Origin of the sequence: Geotalea toluenoxydans JCM 15764 (assembly GCF_001311985.1) — a bacterium.
Classification (GTDB): Bacteria; Desulfobacterota; Desulfuromonadia; order Geobacterales; family Geobacteraceae; genus Geotalea; species Geotalea toluenoxydans.
In genome coordinates this window covers 63,201-80,202 of sequence record NZ_BBCJ01000003.1, presented here as the reverse complement: position 1 = coordinate 80,202, position 17,002 = coordinate 63,201, and the positions used below count along the sequence as shown (strand labels likewise).

At 53.7% G+C, this 17,002-nt stretch carries 17 protein-coding genes, 1 tRNA gene and 5 pseudogenes; 16 read left to right on the top strand and 7 right to left on the bottom strand.

What is annotated here, in order from left to right:
• Positions 1-31: 31 nt before the first annotated feature.
• From JCM15764_RS29190 to JCM15764_RS29175, 5 genes and pseudogenes are all read right to left on the bottom strand, one after another.
• Positions 32-361: pseudogene (locus JCM15764_RS29190) on the bottom strand (DegT/DnrJ/EryC1/StrS family aminotransferase); the annotation flags it as partial.
• A gap of 68 nt (positions 362-429) precedes the next feature.
• Positions 430-2,091, bottom strand: a complete 1,662-nt coding sequence (locus JCM15764_RS02615) for a glycosyltransferase family 39 protein (protein ID WP_054692291.1) — start codon at positions 2,089-2,091, stop codon at positions 430-432.
• A gap of 13 nt (positions 2,092-2,104) precedes the next feature.
• On the bottom strand, positions 2,105-2,473 hold the full coding sequence (locus JCM15764_RS29185; RefSeq protein WP_439645247.1) for a U32 family peptidase C-terminal domain-containing protein: 369 nt from the start codon (positions 2,471-2,473) through the stop codon (positions 2,105-2,107).
• Positions 2,474-2,511: 38 nt separating this feature from the next.
• Positions 2,512-2,907, bottom strand: a pseudogene (locus JCM15764_RS29180) (peptidase U32 family protein); the annotation flags it as partial.
• A gap of 130 nt (positions 2,908-3,037) precedes the next feature.
• A pseudogene (locus JCM15764_RS29175) lies at positions 3,038-3,298 on the bottom strand (peptidase U32 family protein); the annotation flags it as partial.
• Positions 3,299-3,495: 197 nt separating this feature from the next.
• Here JCM15764_RS29175 and JCM15764_RS02605 point away from each other — a divergent pair.
• From JCM15764_RS02605 to topA, 6 genes and pseudogenes are all read left to right on the top strand, one after another.
• Positions 3,496-3,867: a hypothetical protein gene (locus JCM15764_RS02605; protein ID WP_054692287.1), complete on the top strand. Its 372-nt coding sequence runs from the start codon at positions 3,496-3,498 to the stop codon at positions 3,865-3,867.
• Positions 3,864-4,220 carry a tol-pal system protein YbgF gene (gene ybgF / locus JCM15764_RS02600; protein ID WP_054692284.1) on the top strand — a complete coding sequence of 119 codons (357 nt, stop codon included), beginning with the start codon at positions 3,864-3,866 and terminating at the stop codon, positions 4,218-4,220. Before JCM15764_RS02605 ends, ybgF begins: the two co-directional genes overlap by 4 nt.
• A 7-nt stretch (positions 4,221-4,227) precedes the next feature.
• Entirely contained in the window at positions 4,228-4,731 is a 504-nt protein-coding gene (locus JCM15764_RS21325) for a LysM peptidoglycan-binding domain-containing protein (protein WP_243688205.1), read from the top strand.
• Positions 4,716-5,225: a hypothetical protein gene (locus tag JCM15764_RS21320; RefSeq protein ID WP_243688204.1), complete on the top strand. Its 510-nt coding sequence runs from the start codon at positions 4,716-4,718 to the stop codon at positions 5,223-5,225. Before JCM15764_RS21325 ends, JCM15764_RS21320 begins: the two co-directional genes overlap by 16 nt.
• A gap of 55 nt (positions 5,226-5,280) precedes the next feature.
• Complete coding sequence (gene dprA / locus JCM15764_RS02590) at positions 5,281-6,360, top strand: DNA-processing protein DprA (RefSeq protein WP_054692281.1); 1,080 nt, start codon at positions 5,281-5,283, stop codon at positions 6,358-6,360.
• Between the two features lie 15 nt (positions 6,361-6,375).
• Positions 6,376-8,642: pseudogene (gene topA / locus JCM15764_RS02585) on the top strand (type I DNA topoisomerase).
• A gap of 123 nt (positions 8,643-8,765) precedes the next feature.
• On the opposite strand, the gene JCM15764_RS02580 reads toward topA, so the two are convergent.
• Both JCM15764_RS02580 and JCM15764_RS02575 read right to left on the bottom strand, forming a co-directional pair.
• Positions 8,766-8,966 (bottom strand): GSU3473 family protein, encoded by a 201-nt coding sequence (locus tag JCM15764_RS02580; RefSeq protein WP_054692278.1) that lies wholly within the window; start codon positions 8,964-8,966, stop codon positions 8,766-8,768.
• 63 nt (positions 8,967-9,029) lie between these two features.
• Positions 9,030-9,242 carry a GSU3473 family protein gene (locus JCM15764_RS02575; protein ID WP_054692275.1) on the bottom strand — a complete coding sequence of 71 codons (213 nt, stop codon included), beginning with the start codon at positions 9,240-9,242 and terminating at the stop codon, positions 9,030-9,032.
• Positions 9,243-9,479: 237 nt separating this feature from the next.
• Here JCM15764_RS02575 and trmFO point away from each other — a divergent pair, with 237 nt between their 5' ends.
• From trmFO to ychF, 10 genes and pseudogenes are all read left to right on the top strand, one after another.
• On the top strand, positions 9,480-10,793 hold the full coding sequence (gene trmFO, locus JCM15764_RS02570) for a methylenetetrahydrofolate--tRNA-(uracil(54)-C(5))-methyltransferase (FADH(2)-oxidizing) TrmFO (RefSeq protein ID WP_054692540.1): 1,314 nt from the start codon (positions 9,480-9,482) through the stop codon (positions 10,791-10,793).
• Positions 10,794-10,831: 38 nt separating this feature from the next.
• Positions 10,832-11,122, top strand: coding sequence for a PRA1 family protein (locus tag JCM15764_RS02565; RefSeq protein ID WP_054692272.1), 291 nt, complete (start codon positions 10,832-10,834; stop codon positions 11,120-11,122).
• The gene (locus tag JCM15764_RS02560) at positions 11,106-11,684 is read left to right on the top strand and encodes a Maf family nucleotide pyrophosphatase (protein ID WP_054692267.1); all 579 of its coding nucleotides are present in this window, start codon (positions 11,106-11,108) and stop codon (positions 11,682-11,684) included. The genes JCM15764_RS02565 and JCM15764_RS02560 overlap by 17 nt, the downstream gene beginning before the upstream one ends.
• Positions 11,685-11,694: 10 nt before the next feature.
• Positions 11,695-12,386 (top strand): annotated as a pseudogene (locus tag JCM15764_RS02555) (YggS family pyridoxal phosphate-dependent enzyme).
• A 158-nt stretch (positions 12,387-12,544) separates the two neighbouring features.
• Positions 12,545-13,384 carry a 4-(cytidine 5'-diphospho)-2-C-methyl-D-erythritol kinase gene (gene ispE / locus JCM15764_RS02550; RefSeq protein WP_054692538.1) on the top strand — a complete coding sequence of 280 codons (840 nt, stop codon included), beginning with the start codon at positions 12,545-12,547 and terminating at the stop codon, positions 13,382-13,384.
• Between the two features lie 18 nt (positions 13,385-13,402).
• Positions 13,403-13,476 (top strand) — tRNA-Gln (locus JCM15764_RS02545).
• Positions 13,477-13,509: 33 nt separating this feature from the next.
• Positions 13,510-14,460 carry a ribose-phosphate diphosphokinase gene (locus JCM15764_RS02540; protein WP_054692264.1) on the top strand — a complete coding sequence of 317 codons (951 nt, stop codon included), beginning with the start codon at positions 13,510-13,512 and terminating at the stop codon, positions 14,458-14,460.
• Between the two features lie 48 nt (positions 14,461-14,508).
• Positions 14,509-15,099, top strand: a complete 591-nt coding sequence (locus JCM15764_RS02535; RefSeq protein WP_054692243.1) for a 50S ribosomal protein L25 — start codon at positions 14,509-14,511, stop codon at positions 15,097-15,099.
• Between the two features lie 21 nt (positions 15,100-15,120).
• Positions 15,121-15,696: an aminoacyl-tRNA hydrolase gene (pth, locus tag JCM15764_RS02530; RefSeq protein WP_054692242.1), complete on the top strand. Its 576-nt coding sequence runs from the start codon at positions 15,121-15,123 to the stop codon at positions 15,694-15,696.
• A gap of 9 nt (positions 15,697-15,705) precedes the next feature.
• Entirely contained in the window at positions 15,706-16,800 is a 1,095-nt protein-coding gene (gene ychF / locus JCM15764_RS02525; protein ID WP_054692239.1) for a redox-regulated ATPase YchF, read from the top strand.
• The last annotated feature ends 202 nt before the right edge of the window (positions 16,801-17,002 follow it).

Genomic DNA, 17,002 nt, shown 5'->3' with positions numbered 1-17,002 from the left:
GAGTGATCTTCTCCCTGATCTTTTGTACGTCGATATTGAGGGTGCCCGGTTCTATGTCGACCAGCACCGGCACTCCTCCGCAGAGGATGATCATGCTCACCGTGGAGGCAAAGGTCATGGGGGTGGTGATGATCTCGTCACCCGGTTCGATCTTCAATGCCAGGAGCGTCAGGTGCAGCCCTGCCGTGGCCGAACTGAGGGGTACAGCGAAGGGTGAACCTACATAGGCCTTGAATTCCTCTTCAAAACGCTTCACCTTCGGGCCTGTAGTGATCCAGCCCGATCTGAGGGAATCGACTACCTCGTTGATTTCGTCATCCCCGATGGCGGGAGTGGAAAAGGGTAAAAATTCTTTGCGCACCTGAAACCTCCTCTGCCCTTGCAGAACTTGCGACTATCGCACAAAATGGCTCAGGATGCCATTGCTTTTTAATGGTTGGTGATGAGTATTCGTCTCCCCTGTCTCCCCAGTTCCTTGATGGGAGTGGACAGGAGTTTCTCAAGGACGACAAGCTCACGTTGCTGAATGAGGGCGAAGACCGGCCTTGATGAATTCCACAGGTCGGCGAACTGATTCAGCCCAATGAACCAGGCGGATTGGTCTCCCTGATTGCTGCCGAATTCCAGCTCTCCCCGGCCACCGACGACGACAACGCGCCGCTGGCTGTAGAAAGGAAGCCCCTGTTCGTATTCGAAGGTGGCAACCACCGCATCTTTTCCTGCTTTCTCACGAACAATCAGGGCCAGCTCACGGGAAGACTTTCTCTGGGCGATTTTGGCGTAGATGACAGGTGGTGCGAAAAGACCAAATGAGTAGGAGAAGATGGCCAGGCTGCAAAAAAGGGCAGCCGTCTGTCCTTTCCATGAGGTTACCAGCGCGGGCAAGCCCAGGCCGAGCAAACATAACCCGATGATGATTCCTCCCTGCATGGCTATTTGCGGCTTAGTTGCCACAAGAGGATACACGATGGCTGACAAGCCCGCCAGGGTGAGGGCTATGGAGGCAACAATGGCATTTGCCTTCAGCGGCTTGATTCCGTTTTCCACTGCTGAAACAAAAGTACCGCCGATAAGTATCGCCAGGGGCAGGTAGATTGGGAGGATGTAGGGGATGAGCTTGGAATTCGATTTGGAAAAAAAGACGAAGATGACAATGACCCACAGGGCGAGAAATAGCCGTGCATCTGCCCCGGTGGTTTTCCGCTCTTTCCAGGCGTTGATGAAGGCGGAGGGGATGAAAAATGACCAGGGCAGCATGCACCCCAGAAGCACCGGGACATAGAACCAGAACGGCTTGTACCGGTTGTGCACCTTGGTCAGGAATCGCTCGAAGTGTTCATGGATGAAGAAAAAACGGGCAAACTCCGGGTTCCTCTGGGAGACCATGATGAACCATGGAGCGGCGACGAGCAGAAAGACCAGGATGCCGGTGGGCAGGCGCATCTCCTTCAGGAGCGACCATCGCCTGGTGACGAGCAGATAGCAGAAAATGACGGCGCCCGGAAGGACAATGCCGATCAGCCCCTTGGCCAGCACCGCCAGGGCGGCAAATACATAAAAAAGATAATAATGCAGGCTCTTATTCTTCTCATGCGGCCGTATGGCTATGGCAAAAAATGCCAATGATGCTGTCATGCATATGGTCAGGGTCGTGTCGGTGATGTTGGTGCGGCTTTGGATTAGATATCCTGCCGATGTCCCGAGGATGAGGGCTCCATAGAGCCCTTCCCGTCGGCCGAACAGCTTCCGCCCCAGGTAATAGGCGAGGGTAATCCCTAAAACCCCCCACAGAGCGCCGCTGAAACGGCCGGCGAACTCGGTAAGGCCGAAGAGCTTGATGGAGAGGGCGTTAAACCAGTAATGGAGAGGAGGTTTCTCAAAATATTTCACATAGTTCAAGGTCGGCGTAATGAAATCGCCCCGTTCGAGCATTTCCCTCGGTATCTCCATGTAGCGCCCTTCGTCCGTTTCCAGCAGGGGAAGGCGTCCCAGGAAATGAAAAAATGACAAACCGAAGACGAAGAGGAGCAATCCAAGGTCACGGATGGGGCTTCCGTCCTTGTTGCGAAAGAAGTCAATCAGGCTTTGCATCTAAAGATCCTTTTCACTGTTGGGATGGTATCTGAGAGGATTTTTCGCGTCTGACCAGATCATATCTTTCCGCATTAAACGGGAGTCTGAGGATGATGCGCTGGTTGGGATTGGCTGCCGGCACTGTTTCACCGCCATTCGTAATGATTTCCCGGAGTTGGTGAAAATGAGATGAAAGCGCCGGGCCGATGAATTCAAGGGTGTCGCCAATCTTGATCCTGTTGCGGACTTCCAGGATAACGGTGCCGTCGGGGAGGATGTCTTCGACGATGGCGACAAATTCATGATTTCGTATATAGCTGGAATGGTACTGGTGGTCAATATCTTTCGGCGGCCCCAGAAGGAAGCCGGTAGTGTAGCCCCGGTGGCTGACTTTGCACAATTCTTCAACCACCGGGGGTCATATCGATAGCCCTCCGGATCGGCAAAAAAGGAGTCAATGGCATGGCGATAAATTCTTACTACGGATGCAACGTAGTAGATCCCTTTCATCCTTCCTTCTATTTTCAGGGAGTCCACGCCGGCGTTGATCATTTGGGGCAGGTACTGAAGAAGGCACAGATCCTTTGAATTGAAGATGAAGGTGCCGCCATTGTCCTCGAAAATGGGAAAGTATTCTCCCGGCCTGGTTTCCTCGACAATGGCGTAGTTCCAGCGGCAGGGTTGGGTGCATTCCCCCTTGTTTGCATTCCTGCCGCTCATGACGCTCGAAAGCAGACATCGTCCCGAGTAGCTGATACACATGGCGCCGTGAACGAAAGCTTCCAACTCCAAGGTGGTCCTTTTCCTGACCTCTTCCATTTCTGTCAGTGACATCTCCCTTGCCAGATTGACTCTGCATAAACCTGTTTTTGCCAGAAGAGGGCGCTTTTCCAGTTGGTGGTATTTGCTGGGTAGAAAGATGGATGTTCCTTTGCGGAGAAACCTCGCGGATCATCTCAATGACTCCCGGGTCGGCAGCTATATAGGCGTCGAAGGGGATATTGCCCAATTCTTCCAGGTACTGCTCCAGTTCTGCAAGGTCCTTGTTGTCCGGAAAGGCGTTAATGGTGAGATAAACCTTGACTCCGTGGTCATGGGCATATTTCACTGCTCCGCCAAGTTCAGCGGTGGAGAAGTTGTCGGCCAGGTTTCGCAGACCGAAGTTTTTGCCCCCCAGATAAACGGCATCGGCGCCATAATGAACAGCAATACGCAGCTTCTCCATGTTGCCTGCAGGGGCAAGCAGTTCAGGCTTTTTCATCATTTACCTCATTTGTCGATCATTAATCGGGATTCGGCCCCCGCTTCCGCCGACGGATGGTAGCACAATCTGTTTTGTTGTCATACCGCAAACCGTGCTTTCTCCTTGACAAAAATGGCGAAAAGGCTTTAATTGTGTTAATTTTTTGTTAAGGAGCCGGCATGCGGGTCTGGATAATGATTGTTGTCGTGGTGTTCTTTGCCTTGCTTGCAGGGTGCGGCAGTAACGATCTTGTCGTCAGAAAACAGATGGAGATGGAAGCGAGAGTGGAGCAGCTGGCACAAGCCAATGTCTCCGCCAATACGCGTCTCGCCACTCTGGCAACCGAGGTGAAGGAGCTGCAGAGCCGCCTCAACGCCAGTGCCGCTGACATTGATGCTATGAAACCAGGCATTGCTGAATTGAAGGCATCCCTGGAATCTATCCACGAAAAAGTGGCGGAGTTGAACAATCCGAAAGTGTCCAAGATCGAGGTTGTCAACAGGGAGCCTCTGCAGCAGAAGGCAATTCCGCCCATCAGGATGCATACGTGAAGGCATTCGGGCTTTTCAGCGCCAACAACTACAATGCGGCGATAGATGCTTTCGAAGCATTTATGAAGGCATACCCCGACAGTGAGTATGTGGGCAATGCCATGTATTGGGTCGGTGAATGCTATTATACCCAGCATAACTATAATGAAGCTTTGGAGTCTTTTTCCAAGGTGATCTCCACCTTTCCCGACGGCAACAAGGTTCCCGATGCCATGCTCAAGGTTGGTTATACCCTGATCAGTATGAACGAACCGGCCAAAGCAAAGGAATCATTGCAGGCCCTGGTTGATAAATTTCCGAAAAGTCAAGCTGCAGCAAAGGCCAGAGAGAAGTTGGTACGTCTTTCAAAGTGAGGTGACTATGAAGAAAATTCTGTATGCCGCATTCCTCCTCCTTGTTGTTTGTCTGCCTTACCCGGTATTAGCACAGGATGAAGAGCCAACAGTCTATGTGATTCAGAAAGGGGATACTCTGTGGGGCCTTTCGGATCGCTTCATCCGCGATCCCTTTTACTGGCCGAACCTCTGGGAGCGTAACCAGGTGATAACCAATCCCCATTTTGTCTTTCCGGGCCAGCGGCTGAAGATTTATCCTGACCGGATCGAGGTGGAGAAGCCCGCGGAAAAGATCGCTGAGCACCGCAACCTGTTGCTGAGAAAAAAGAAGAGCCTGCGCCGGCCAAGACTTTTACTGTTACCGGCGGTGAAGGTTTTCTCCTGGAAAAGGACCGGAATCCGGCTGGTTTCATTGTCTCCACCTATCAGAACAGACAGATGGTCGGAGAGGATGATGTGGTTTATACGGACATCGGCAGGAGAAATGGCGCCGAAGTCGGCAGCAGGTTCTCGGTGTTCAAAAAGGTAGGTCCTGTTACCCATCCCATCAGCAATGTCGTTCTCGGTTATAAGGTGTTGCCTTTGGGGACACTCCAGCTTTCCGAGCTGGAGGAAAAGGTTTCGAAAGCCATCATTACCAAATCCTTTCTTGAGATCGGTGCCGGCTCTTTCCTCATGCCCTACCGTCCCGGAAAGACCGAGGTGGCTCTGAAAGCAGCCAACAGGGAACTGGCTGGCTATATAGTAGAGACGAGGCTGGGCAACAACGCCGTTGCCGCCGGCGACGTGGTTTATCTGGATCTGGGCAAGGCCCAGGGGCTGGAGATCGGCAACCTGCTCTACATTGTCAGGGATGTGGTCCCCGACCAGAAATACGCCCTGGACAAGATTGACAAGCTGCCGGTTGATGTGATTGGTGCCTTGGTCGTGGTCGAAACCGGTGAAAGCACCTCGACCGCACTTATCGTGAAGAGCATAGAAGCTATTTATCGCGGAGACCGGGTCGAGTTGAAAAAAAACTGACATAGTCAACAGTAGCGAGGGGCTGACATCCGGTGTCAGTCCCTTTTTTTCTCTTATGGACCATTATTACTGGTTTGCCCTTAAATCTGTTCCAGGTGTGGGAAACGTCACTTTCCGCAAGCTTCTGGAAGCCTTCGAGACACCGGAGCGAGTGCTGAAGGCTTCAGTCCGGGAACTGGCGCGGGTGAAAGGAATTTCACCGAATCTTGCTGCTTCCATCGTCACTCACGAGTATAGGCGGATTGCCGATCTTGAATGTGAGGCGGTGGCGAGGCAGGGTGTCATTGTCGTCGATTTCCTTGCTGCGGAATACCCGAAGATCCTGCTGCAGATAAACGATCCTCCTCCTTATCTTTATGTGAAGGGGGAACTGTGCGGCTCGGAAACTTCTGTTGCCATCGTCGGCTCCCGCCGTGCTTCCACCTATGGCTTGATGACCACCGAGCGACTGGCGGGTGAACTGGCCCTGAATAACGTGACGGTGGTATCAGGTATGGCCAGGGGGGTTGATACGGCAGCCCACCGTGGGGCTTTGAAGGCTGAAGGCAGGAGCATCGGCGTCCTGGGTTGCGGCATCGATATTGTCTACCCGCCGGAGAATCGCCCGCTGTTCAAGGAGATGGCAGAAAAGGGGGCGCTTGTCTCCGAGTTTCCCATGGGCACGACGCCACTGGCAGAAAATTTCCCCCGCCGCAACCGCATAATCAGCGGCATGTCCCAGGGAGTACTGGTGGTCGAGGCGGTTCAGAACAGCGGATCTCTGATCACCGCACGCTATGCCCTGGAGCAGGGGCGAGAAATTTTTGCCATTCCTGGTAATATCAACAGTAGTAATTCCAGGGGGACAAATCTGCTGATCAAGCAGGGGGCGAAGCTGGTGGAAGAGGTGGGGGATATCCTGGAAGAGCTGCATCTGCCCACGGCAACAACAGGTCAGGCACCTGCGCCGGCCTTCAGCCTTACTCCCCAGGAGGCAGGAATCTTTACCCTGCTGGCCGAATCGCCGCTGCATATTGACGACATCATCGTCAGAAGTGAATTGACAGTGCCCGACCTTTCGGCTATTTTACTCCGCCTGGAGCTGAAGGGGGCTGTGGTGCAGCTCCCCGGCAAACATTTCTGTATAACTAAATAACTATCGGTGAAAACTATGCCCCAACACCTTGTCATCGTCGAATCTCCGGCCAAGGCCAAAACCATCGAAAAATTTCTCGGTCCGGACTACAAAGTCCTGGCATCCTTTGGTCATGTGCGAGCCCTGCCCAGCAAGCAGGGATCGGTGGATATCGAACACGACTTCGAGCCGAAATATGCAGTCCTGCCGGAGAGCAAGAAGCATATTGACGCCATAAAGAAAGAGCTGAAACAGGCGGATGTGCTGCTTTTGGCCACTGACCCGGATCGGGAGGCGAGGCCATTTCCTGGCACCTCCTGGCAGCACTGGGGCTAGATAAGAAGCCAAATATCGACATCAAGCGGGTGGTTTTCCATGAGATAACCAAAGGTGCCATCGTCAATGCGGTGGAAAACCCCAGAGGCATCTCCCATGAACTGGTGGATGCCCAGCAGGCCCGCTCGGTGCTGGATTATCTGGTCGGTTTCAACCTCTCCCCATTTCTCTGGAAGAAGATTCGTTACGGCCTTTCCGCGGGCCGCGTGCAGTCGGTGGCGCTACGCCTGATCTGCGAGCGGGAAAAAGAAATCCAGGCCTTCGTCGAGCAGGAATACTGGACCATTGGCGCGGATCTGTCTACAGCCGGCAAGCAGAATTTTACCGCCAATCTGGTAGAGGCGGACGGCAAGAAGCTGGGAAAATTCGATATTCCGGGTAAGGAAGCTGCCGACAAGCTTATCGAGATACTTGACAAGGCAACCTACTCTGTGGAGAAGGTAACGAAGAGTGAGCGCAAGCGGCAACCTTCGCCCCCCTTCACCACCTCTACCCTGCAGCAGGAAGCGGCACGCAAGCTGGGTTTTTCTGCCAAAAAGACCATGTCCATAGCCCAGAAGCTGTACGAGGGGATCGATATCGGCGAGGGGACCATCGGTCTCATCACCTACATGCGAACGGACAGCGTCGTTCTTTCCCAGCAGGCCCTGGATGAGGCTCACCAGGTCATCACCAGCCTCTACGGCAAGGAATACGCCCTGGCAAAACCGCGGGTCTTCAAGAATAAGGCGAAGAATGCCCAGGAGGCCCATGAGGCTATCCGCCCTACCTACATCAGCAAGACCCCGGTGGAGTTGAAAAAATTCCTCTCTTCCGACCAGTTCAAGCTGTACGACCTGATCTGGAAACGGACCGTTGCCTGTCAGATGGCTGAGGCCCTTCTGGACCAGACGTCGGTGGAAATCAGTGCCGGGAAAGGCTATAAATTCAGGGTCGCCGGCACGGTTATCCGCTTCCCCGGCTTTATGAAGCTCTACATCGAGGGGGTTGACGACGAGACCGAGGAGAAGGAAGGGGTGCTGCCGCCACTCAACGAGGGTGACAGTCTGCAACTTAGGGACCTGCTGCCCGAGCAGCATTTCACCCAGCCACCCCCTCGCTACACCGAGGCGACGCTGGTCAAGACCCTCGAAGAATATGGCATCGGCCGTCCTTCCACCTACGCCAGCATCATGAATACCCTGGTGGAGCGCAAGTATGCCCGGCTGGACAAGAAGCGCTTCTTTCCCGAAGATGTGGGGATGGTGGTCAGCGAACTCTTGGTCAATCACTTCACCAAATACGTGGATTACAACTTCACAGCTTCCCTGGAAGAGGAACTGGATCAGGTTTCCCGTGGAGAAAAAAAATGGAAACCTCTTCTCCACGAGTTCTGGCAGCCGTTCCACAATCTGCTCAAGCAGAAGGAGGGGGAAGTCAACAAATCTGACCTGACCACCGAGGCCACCGACGAGATCTGCCCCGAATGCGGAAAGCCGCTGGTGGTGAAGCTGGGTAAGTTCGGCAAGTTCTTTGCCTGTTCCGGGTATCCAGAATGTAAATACATCCGCCCCCTGGACAAGGACAAGAAGGAGTCTGCCGAGCCGGTCTTTTCCGAAGAGAAGTGTGAAAAGTGCGGCAGCCAGATGCTGATCAAGGAGGGCCGCTTCGGCAAATATCTCGCCTGTTCGGCATACCCTGCCTGCAAGAACATGCAGCCGCTGGTCAAACCCAAGGGAACCGGCATTAAATGCGTCGAGTGTGGCGAAGGGGAACTGACCGAGAAAAAATCCCGCTACGGCAAGATGTTTTACTCCTGCAACCGCTATCCCCAGTGCAAGTTCGCCCTCTGGGACCTGCCGGTAGAGAAACCCTGCCCCAAATGCGGTTTTCCGCTGCTGGTGAAGAAGGTCTACAAGCGGGAAGGGGAATTCCTGAAGTGTCCCAAAGAAGGATGCGATTACAAGGAAGGGGGCAAGGAGAAGTAACTTTGCCCCTGACAGCGGGAAAAGGCGAGGGAATATTTTCCTTCGCCTTTTTTGTTGCTGCTAAAAAGGCCATCTTCCACCCTTGGGCGCAAGAATTTCAATGTGGCAGACTCTGGAGCGGATTTAATTCAGATAATCGTCATACCCTCTTTTCCCCGGCCCTCCATAGGGCTGCATCCTCTGTCTGATGGGGTCTTCCCCTATGCAGACCCAGCCGGATGACCTTTCAAAGGCAACAATCTGATGCAACTCTATCAGCCGGCCTATGACCGATGCCGGCACCGAATCAACGACTCCGTCTGCATACATCACCCGTACCTTCATCGCCGATTTCCTCCCCTTAAGTGGTTTATGCGTTCAGGAGCAACTGTGATGCCTAAGCCATTGCTACCCTATATAATCGTCGTAATCCGTTATCCGCTTCTTTGAACCGGAATAGGGGCTACTCTGATAGTCCTTACGCAGCGGGCCACTCTCGATCAAAACCCAGCCGTCGGATCTTTGAAATGCGTGGATTTCCTTTTTGGCAATCCGGTATTCCAGCGAGGTGGCTGGAACTGCTCCGACACTGCCGTCGTTGTAGATGACCTTGATATCCACAATACTCCACCTCCTGTTTGGAATGGAACTTAAAGTAAAATTATACCTGATAATGGGAGATGTTTGCAGATGGCTTGCGATCTTTTCAAGGGAAGGGCCTTTCTGGGATGATTGAACTTGTAAATGGCTGACCCTTTTGATACACAGTAGGTGTTGGCATGGGAACAGAGCCTATTTGTCGACCAGACCAGCTCGAATGGTGATTACGGCCGTTGCGGGCATTAAGACTTGGGGATTATGAACAATAATAAGATTAAAATAATCGGCGGCGGACTGGCTGGCTGCGAAGCGGCGTGGCAGGCGGCTGAACGCGGTGTTGCCGTAAAGCTGCACGAGATGAAGCCGGAACGCTACTCTCCTGCCCATCACCTGCCCGGGCTGGCAGAACTGGTCTGCTCAAACTCCCTCCGCGGCGAGTCACTGGATAACGCTGTTGGCCTCCTCAAGGAGGAACTGAAGAGATGCGGTTCACTGTTCATTGCCGCTGCCCTTGCCACCCGTGTCCCTGCCGGGGGGGCGCTGGCCGTTGATCGGCAGCTTTTTTCCGCTTATATTACCGAGAAAATCACCAATCATCCTTTGATCGAAGTGGTGTACGGCGAGGTTGCCCGGATTCCTGAGGAAGGCATCGTCATTGTCGCTTCCGGCCCCCTTACCAGTGACCGCCTCGCCGCCAGTATCGCCACCCATACCGGCAACTACCTTTATTTTTATGATGCCATTGCTCCCATCGTCACTGCCGATTCCATTGATTTCGGCAAGGCCTTCCGGGCTTCACGTTATGGTAAGGGGGACGGCGACGATTACCTGAACTGCCCGATGGATGAGGCAACATACAAAGCATTTGTTGCCGCTCTGCTGGGGGGAGACAAGGTTGCTGCCAAGGATTTCGAAAAGGTGGTACACTTTGAAGGGTGCATGCCCATAGAGGAGATGGCGGAGCGCGGTCCTGAGACTTTGCGTTTCGGGCCGATGAAGCCGGTGGGGCTTCCAGACCCCCGGACGGGTGTGGAACCTTATGCGGTGGTTCAGCTCAGGCAGGAGAATCGCGATGGTACCCTGTTCAACCTGGTCGGCTTCCAGACAAAGCTGACTTATCCCGAGCAGAAGAGGATTTTCAGCATGATACCGGGGCTGGAGCATGCCGAATTTGTCAGGCTTGGCTCAATGCACCGCAATACCTTTATCAACGCACCGCAGCTCTTGTTGCCCACATTCCAGCTGAAGAATACCCCTCGCATCCTTTTTGCCGGACAGATAACCGGCGTTGAGGGCTATGTGGAATCTGCGGGGAGCGGCTTCATGGCCGGGATCAATGGGGCACAACTGGCAAAGGGAGAGGCGCTGACCGTGCCGCCGCCGACCACGGCACTTGGTGCTTTGGTGCACCACATAACAAGCGTTGACACGAAGCATTTCCAGCCGATGAACGTCAATTACGGCCTGTTCCCTGAGCTTGGCGGAAAGGTGAAAAAGAAGGATAAGCGGGCCCGCCTGGCAGAGCGTGCCTTGGCTGACCTGACAGAATGGCAGGGGATGGTTAAGGATTAATGCGACGAAGGCAGCTTTCAGAGCGAATAGAGGTATAAATGGACAACGACAAGCAGAAGCAGGAGATCTCACTGATAGGCAGGCTTCTTTCAATGGAGGCGTTGCTGATCCTGATGGGCCTTTTTTGTCTCATCTCGGGATTTGCTACCGGGGTGGCAACCCAGATATTCTGGGGGGTGATGATCATTGGCGGCGCCATTCTCCTTCACTTGGTCAGAAAAAAAGACTGGAAAAAACATTGGGAAGAGCAGGAGCGCCAGAAATCCCTTTATGAGATGAAGGCTCGGGAAAGAAAGGAACGGGAGCGTCAGGATGCCGAAAAACTTTAATATCGTTCTGGCTTCGGCATCGCCGCGCCGGGTTGAATTGCTTTCTTCTGCCGGGATCGATTTCGAGGTGATGCCCGGTGATGTTGATGAAACCCTCCTGCCGGGGGAAACACCCGAACAGCATGTGCTGAGATTGGCGAAGTCCAAGGCGGAAGCCGTAGCGCGGAAAGGACATGGCCGTTATTTCATCGGCGCCGATACCATCGTTGTCTGTGACGGCGAAATAATGGGTAAGCCGCAGGATTCCACCGATGCGGAGAGGATGCTGAAGAAACTGTCGGGAGTTGCCCATGAGGTCATCACCGGCTTTGCCGTGGTCGACAGGGACGAAGGCAGCACCGTTGCCGAAGCGGTGAGGACGAAGGTATATTTCAAGCCGCTACGCGACGAGGAGATTGCCGCATATATCGCCACTGGCTGTCCGTTTGACAAAGCCGGAGCCTATGCCATCCAGGGAGGCGCTGCCCATATGGTGCGTAAGATCGACGGCTCCTATTCCAACGTGGTCGGGCTGCCCCTGTGCGAAGTTGTTGAAACGCTCAGAAATATGGGAGCCCTTTGACAGGTGTTCTATGTCCATAGCTGATAACCTCAGGCAGATAGAGAAAAGAATCGAAAAAGCCGCTGTTAAAGCCGGTCTGGAACCTGCCTCAGTGCGTCTGGTGGTGGTATCCAAGATGCAACAGCCATCTGCGGTTGATGATGCTGCGCGGGCAGGTCAGCGGCTATTTGGTGAAAACTATGTCCAGGAACTGGTGTCCAAAGTCAGCCACGTGGAGGAGCAGGTGACCTGGCACTTCATCGGCAGCCTGCAATCCAACAAGGTGAGGCAGATTGCCGGGCTGGTGGAAATGATCCATTCGGTGGACAGACTCTCCCTGGCCCGGGAGATTGACCGTCAATGGCAGAAACTGGGCCGGATATGCAACGTGCTGATCCAGGTGAATATTGCCGGTGAAATTACCAAATCCGGATCTTCCGCCGGGGAATTGCTGGAGCTGGTGCGGAATGTCTCCCTTTTGCCCAATGTGCGGATCAAGGGCTGATGACCATGCCCCCCTTCTTTGATGACCCCGAAGGGGCGCGCCCCTATTTCCGCGAACTGAGGAATCTGTCACGGATGATCGCAGATGAACCTATTGCCAATGTGGAGATGAACGAGCTTTCCATGGGCATGTCCGGAGATTTCGAAGTGGCCATCGAAGAAGGCGCTACCCTGGTCAGGGTCGGCTCGGCCATATTTGGCGCGCGGCAGGCAAGTTAGCACTGAGATATTATTGGGTTGGAGGTCCAGGGAGATGCCCCTTATGCGTCTCCCTTTTTCGTGGCGCTTCAGCAGAATTGCAAATTTTTGCCCTTGATTTATAGCCGGATTTGCTTTAGATAGAGCGGTCTGCTGAAAAACAAAAGGATATGGAAGCCATGAAAACAATTGAATGTAAAGCTCCGGCAAAGGTCAATTACCGTTTGGATGTCCTTCGCCGGCGGCCGGACGGGTACCATGACCTGCGCATGATTATGCAGCGTATCGACCTCTGTGATGATATCCGTATTTCTCTGTCAGAAAATCCCGGAGTGCGGGTGGCCTGCGGCAAAGAGGGGGTGCCCGATGGACCGGGCAACATCGCCTGGCGGGCTGCCGATGCGCTGCTCAAGCTTTCGGGGCGATGCACAGGCATCGACATCAGCATCGTCAAGAACATACCGGTGGCTGCCGGTCTTGGCGGCGGCAGCAGCGACTGTGCCTCTGTCCTGATGGGGGTGAACGAACTCCTTGAGCTGCATCTGACCGATGAACAGCTGATGGAGGCAGGGAGCAAGCTTGGCGCCGACGTTCCATTTTTTATATTCAAAAAGACGGCCCTTGCAGAGGGGATAGGCGATAAGCTTGCTGCCGTCGAGGCCGCCCCCGCATGGCTGGTTATCGTCAATCCCAATCTCGCTGTATCCACCGCATGGGTATACCAAAATTTGCAATTGACAGCCGGAAAAGATGAATATATAATTCCTCGCTTCTATGGGAGTGTCGCGGATATCTGCGCAATCCTTGCCAACGACCTGGAAAAGGTCACCATCGGCAAGTTTCCCGTTATCGATCAGATCAAGCAGAAGTTGCTCCAGGTGGGTGCGGCCGGTTCACTTATGTCCGGCAGCGGTTCCACCGTCTTTGGCGTCTTCGCCGAAGAAGCCAACGCCCGAAAAGTGGCGGAAAAGCTTTCTTTGGAGAGCGACTGGTTCGTAGCTGCGGTAAAAACACTGTAAGCAGTGTTAAACAGGTATTGGGGCGTCGCCAAGCGGTAAGGCACCGGATTTTGATTCCGGCATTCCCAGGTTCAAATCCTGCGCCCCAGCCATAATAAATCTGCCGGAACAAGAGGTTGCAGTCAATGGAAAACAAGATCAGGGTCTTCAGTGGGAATTCCAACCCGGCACTGGCCGAGAAGATCTGTGAAAGCCTGAAGGTGCCGTTGGGGCAGGCAAAGGTAAAAACCTTTTCCGACGGTGAAATCATGGTGGAAATAGGTGAGAACGTCCGGGGACGCGATATCTATGTCGTTCAGTCCACTTGTTCTCCCACCAACAATAACCTGATGGAGCTCCTGATCATGATGGATGCCCTCAAGCGTGCTTCTGCCGCGACCATCACGGTTGTTGTGCCCTACTACGGTTATGCCCGTCAGGATCGTAAAGCGGCACCCCGTACCCCGATTACCTCCAAGCTGGTTGCCGACCTCATCACCACCGCCGGCGCCGATCGCGTCGTCACCGTTGATCTTCATGCCGGGCAGATTCAAGGCTTTTTCAATATCCCGGTTGATAACCTATATGCAGCACCGGTCCTTATCGATCACCTGAAGAGCAGGTTTCCCGATGGGGCTGAGCAGATTGTCATGGTCTCTCCCGATGCCGGTGGTACCGAACGAGCCAGAGCCTTTGCCAAGCGCCTTGGTTGTACTCTTGCCGTTATCGATAAGCGTCGCACCGGTCCCAATGTTGCCGAGGTGATGCATCTGATCGGCGACGTCAAGGGCAAGATTGCCATCATTCTTGACGATATGATCGACACTGCAGGAACCCTGACTCAGGCAGCCAACGCCCTGAAAGCCCACGGTGCAGAAACAATCTATGCCTGTGCCACCCATGGTGTTCTTTCCGGACCGGCCATCGAGCGGATCAACAATTCAGTCATCGAGAGAATAGTCATTACGGATACCGTTCCCTTGGGGGAAAAGGCCGGTCAAACGCAGAAAGTCATGGTGTTGTCCGTTGCCAATCTGCTTGCCGAGGCCATCAGGCGCATCCACGAAGATGAGTCCGTCAGTTCACTGTTTATTTGAGATTGCAGCCAGTTTAAATATATTCAAATTGTTAACATCGGAGGATGTATGGACCAGAGGGTATTGAACGTCGAGTTGAGAAGCAAAACAGGCAAGGGCATTTCCCGTCAGTTGAGGAGGAGTGAGTCAATCCCCGGCGTCGTTTACGGGAAGGGTATCGAGTCCGTATCCGTGTCGCTGAAGACCAAAGAACTGAGCACTGCCATTGCCGGCGAAGGGGGTCGCAATCACATCCTGACCCTGAAGGGAGGAGGAAGCCTTGACGGTCAGATGGTGATCGTTGCTGACCTTCTCCAGGACAGCCTCAAGGGCCTGCCGCTGCATGTGGACCTGCATAAGATCAATCTGGCCGACAAGATCAAGGTGAAGGTGAAGGTGAATCTTACAGGTACTGCTGCCGGCGTCAAAGAAGGCGGACTGCTTGACTTCGCCATGCATGAAATTGAGATCGAATGTCTGCCATCGCACATCCCCGAACATCTGGATGTTGATGTGACTTCTCTGACCCTCGGTCATTCAATTCATATCGGCGACCTGAAAGAACTGCCCGGCATCAAGGTGCTTGGCGATCCCAAGGCATCGATCATCAGTGTTCTTGGCAGGGCCAAGGAAGAGGCTGCTCCGGTTGCAGAAGCTTAAGCCGTTGTCTCTGGTGTAAACATGGCCGTAAAAATTATTGTTGGGCTGGGTAATCCCGGCCCGAAATACCAATGGACCCGCCACAACGCGGGTTTCATGGTTTTAGACCGTCTTTCCCATCTGGCCGGCATCATAATCTCGAAAAAGACCTTTTCCGGGGTTTGCGGAGAAGGCAATTGGCAGGGAGAGCGGCTGATTCTTCTCAAGCCCCAGACCTTCATGAACCTGTCAGGCCGTTCCGCCGCCGAAGCAATCAGATTTCACAAGCTTCCAATAGAAGACCTCATTGTCATCCACGATGACCTGGATATCCCCTTCGGACGCGTAAAATTGAAACAGGGTGGTGGGCACGCCGGCCATAACGGTCTCCGTTCACTGGCCCAGGAACTTGGCAGTGGTGATTTTGTCCGGGTCAGGGTTGGCATAGGCCGGCCGGTCCATGGCGATGTGGTAAATTACGTACTCAACAACTTTAGTCCGGAGGAAATGGCGTCATTGCCTCGCCTGCTGGATGGTGTCGTCGACCTGGTGGAGATGCTGGCCAAAGAGGGCCTGCCGAAAACAATGAGTCTGTATAACAACAAGGATTTGATCTAGGGGTAGAAAATGGGTTTCAACTGCGGCATAGTAGGACTCCCCAATGTGGGGAAATCAACCATATTCAATGCACTGACCTCGGCAGGGGCGGAGTCGGCAAACTACCCCTTCTGTACCATCGATCCTAACGTGGGGATCGTTCAGGTTCCCGACGAGCGGATGAAGAAGCTGGCCGAGATCGTCCATCCCGAGCGCATCCTGCCCACTACCATCGAATTCCTGGACATTGCCGGTCTGGTCAAGGGTGCCAGCCAGGGGGAGGGCTTGGGCAACAAGTTCCTCGGTCATATCCGCTCTGTGGACGCTATTGTCCATGTGGTTCGCTGTTTTGAAGATGAGAACGTCGTTCATGTGAGCGGCGGAGTCAACCCGGTCAACGACATTGAGGTGATCAAGACTGAACTGGGGCTAGCCGATCTGGACAGCGTCGAGAAAAAACTGATACGCGTCGAGAAGTTGGCCAAGAGCGGTGATAAGAGGGTAAAGGACGAAGCCGATTTCTATCAGCGTCTGAAGGTTGCCGTAGAACAGGGCAAGCGCCCCCAGGACGTGGTTTCCAGCGATGACGAAAAGTTGTGGCTCTACGACCTCCATCTGCTGACGGACAAACCGGTACTTTACGTGGCAAATGTTTCCGAGGACGATCTGGAAGGAAAGCATCCCTTTGTTGCCCAGGTGCAGGAATTGGCAGCAGCCGAAGGGGCCAAGGTCGTATTTATTTGCGGTCGCATAGAAGCGGAAATTTCGGAGCTGGATGGTGAAGAGAAGGAGGCCTTTCTTGCCGAGATGGGGCTGCAGGAATCGGGACTCGATCGCTTGATCCGCTGTGGATACGAACTGCTTGGCCTGATTACGTATTTTACCGCCGGAGTCAAAGAAGTGCGTGCCTGGACCATTACCCGTGGCACCAAGGCTCCCCAGGCGGCAGGTGTTATCCATTCCGACTTCGAGAAAGGTTTCATCCGGGCGGAAGTCATTGCCTATAGCGACTTCATTTTTGCAGGGGGAGAAGCCGGGGCCAAGGAGAAAGGCCTGATGCGGCTGGAAGGGAAGGAGTATGTTGTGCAAGACGGGGATGTCATGCACTTCCGCTTCAACGTCTAAGGAGGAGCGCCACTTTTGTGCCATGGCGGCGTTCATCTTCAGGATTCCTTGTGCGGCGTACCTGGTGTACGCCTCCGCGTCGTCCTTCGATTGCCTTGCCATGACACAAAATTGACGCTCCTGCAGCATCGGCAATTCACTCCAAAACAAAACCCTTGAATTATCGGATAAACTGTAGTAAAAGTTTCAGTTTCCAAAGAGC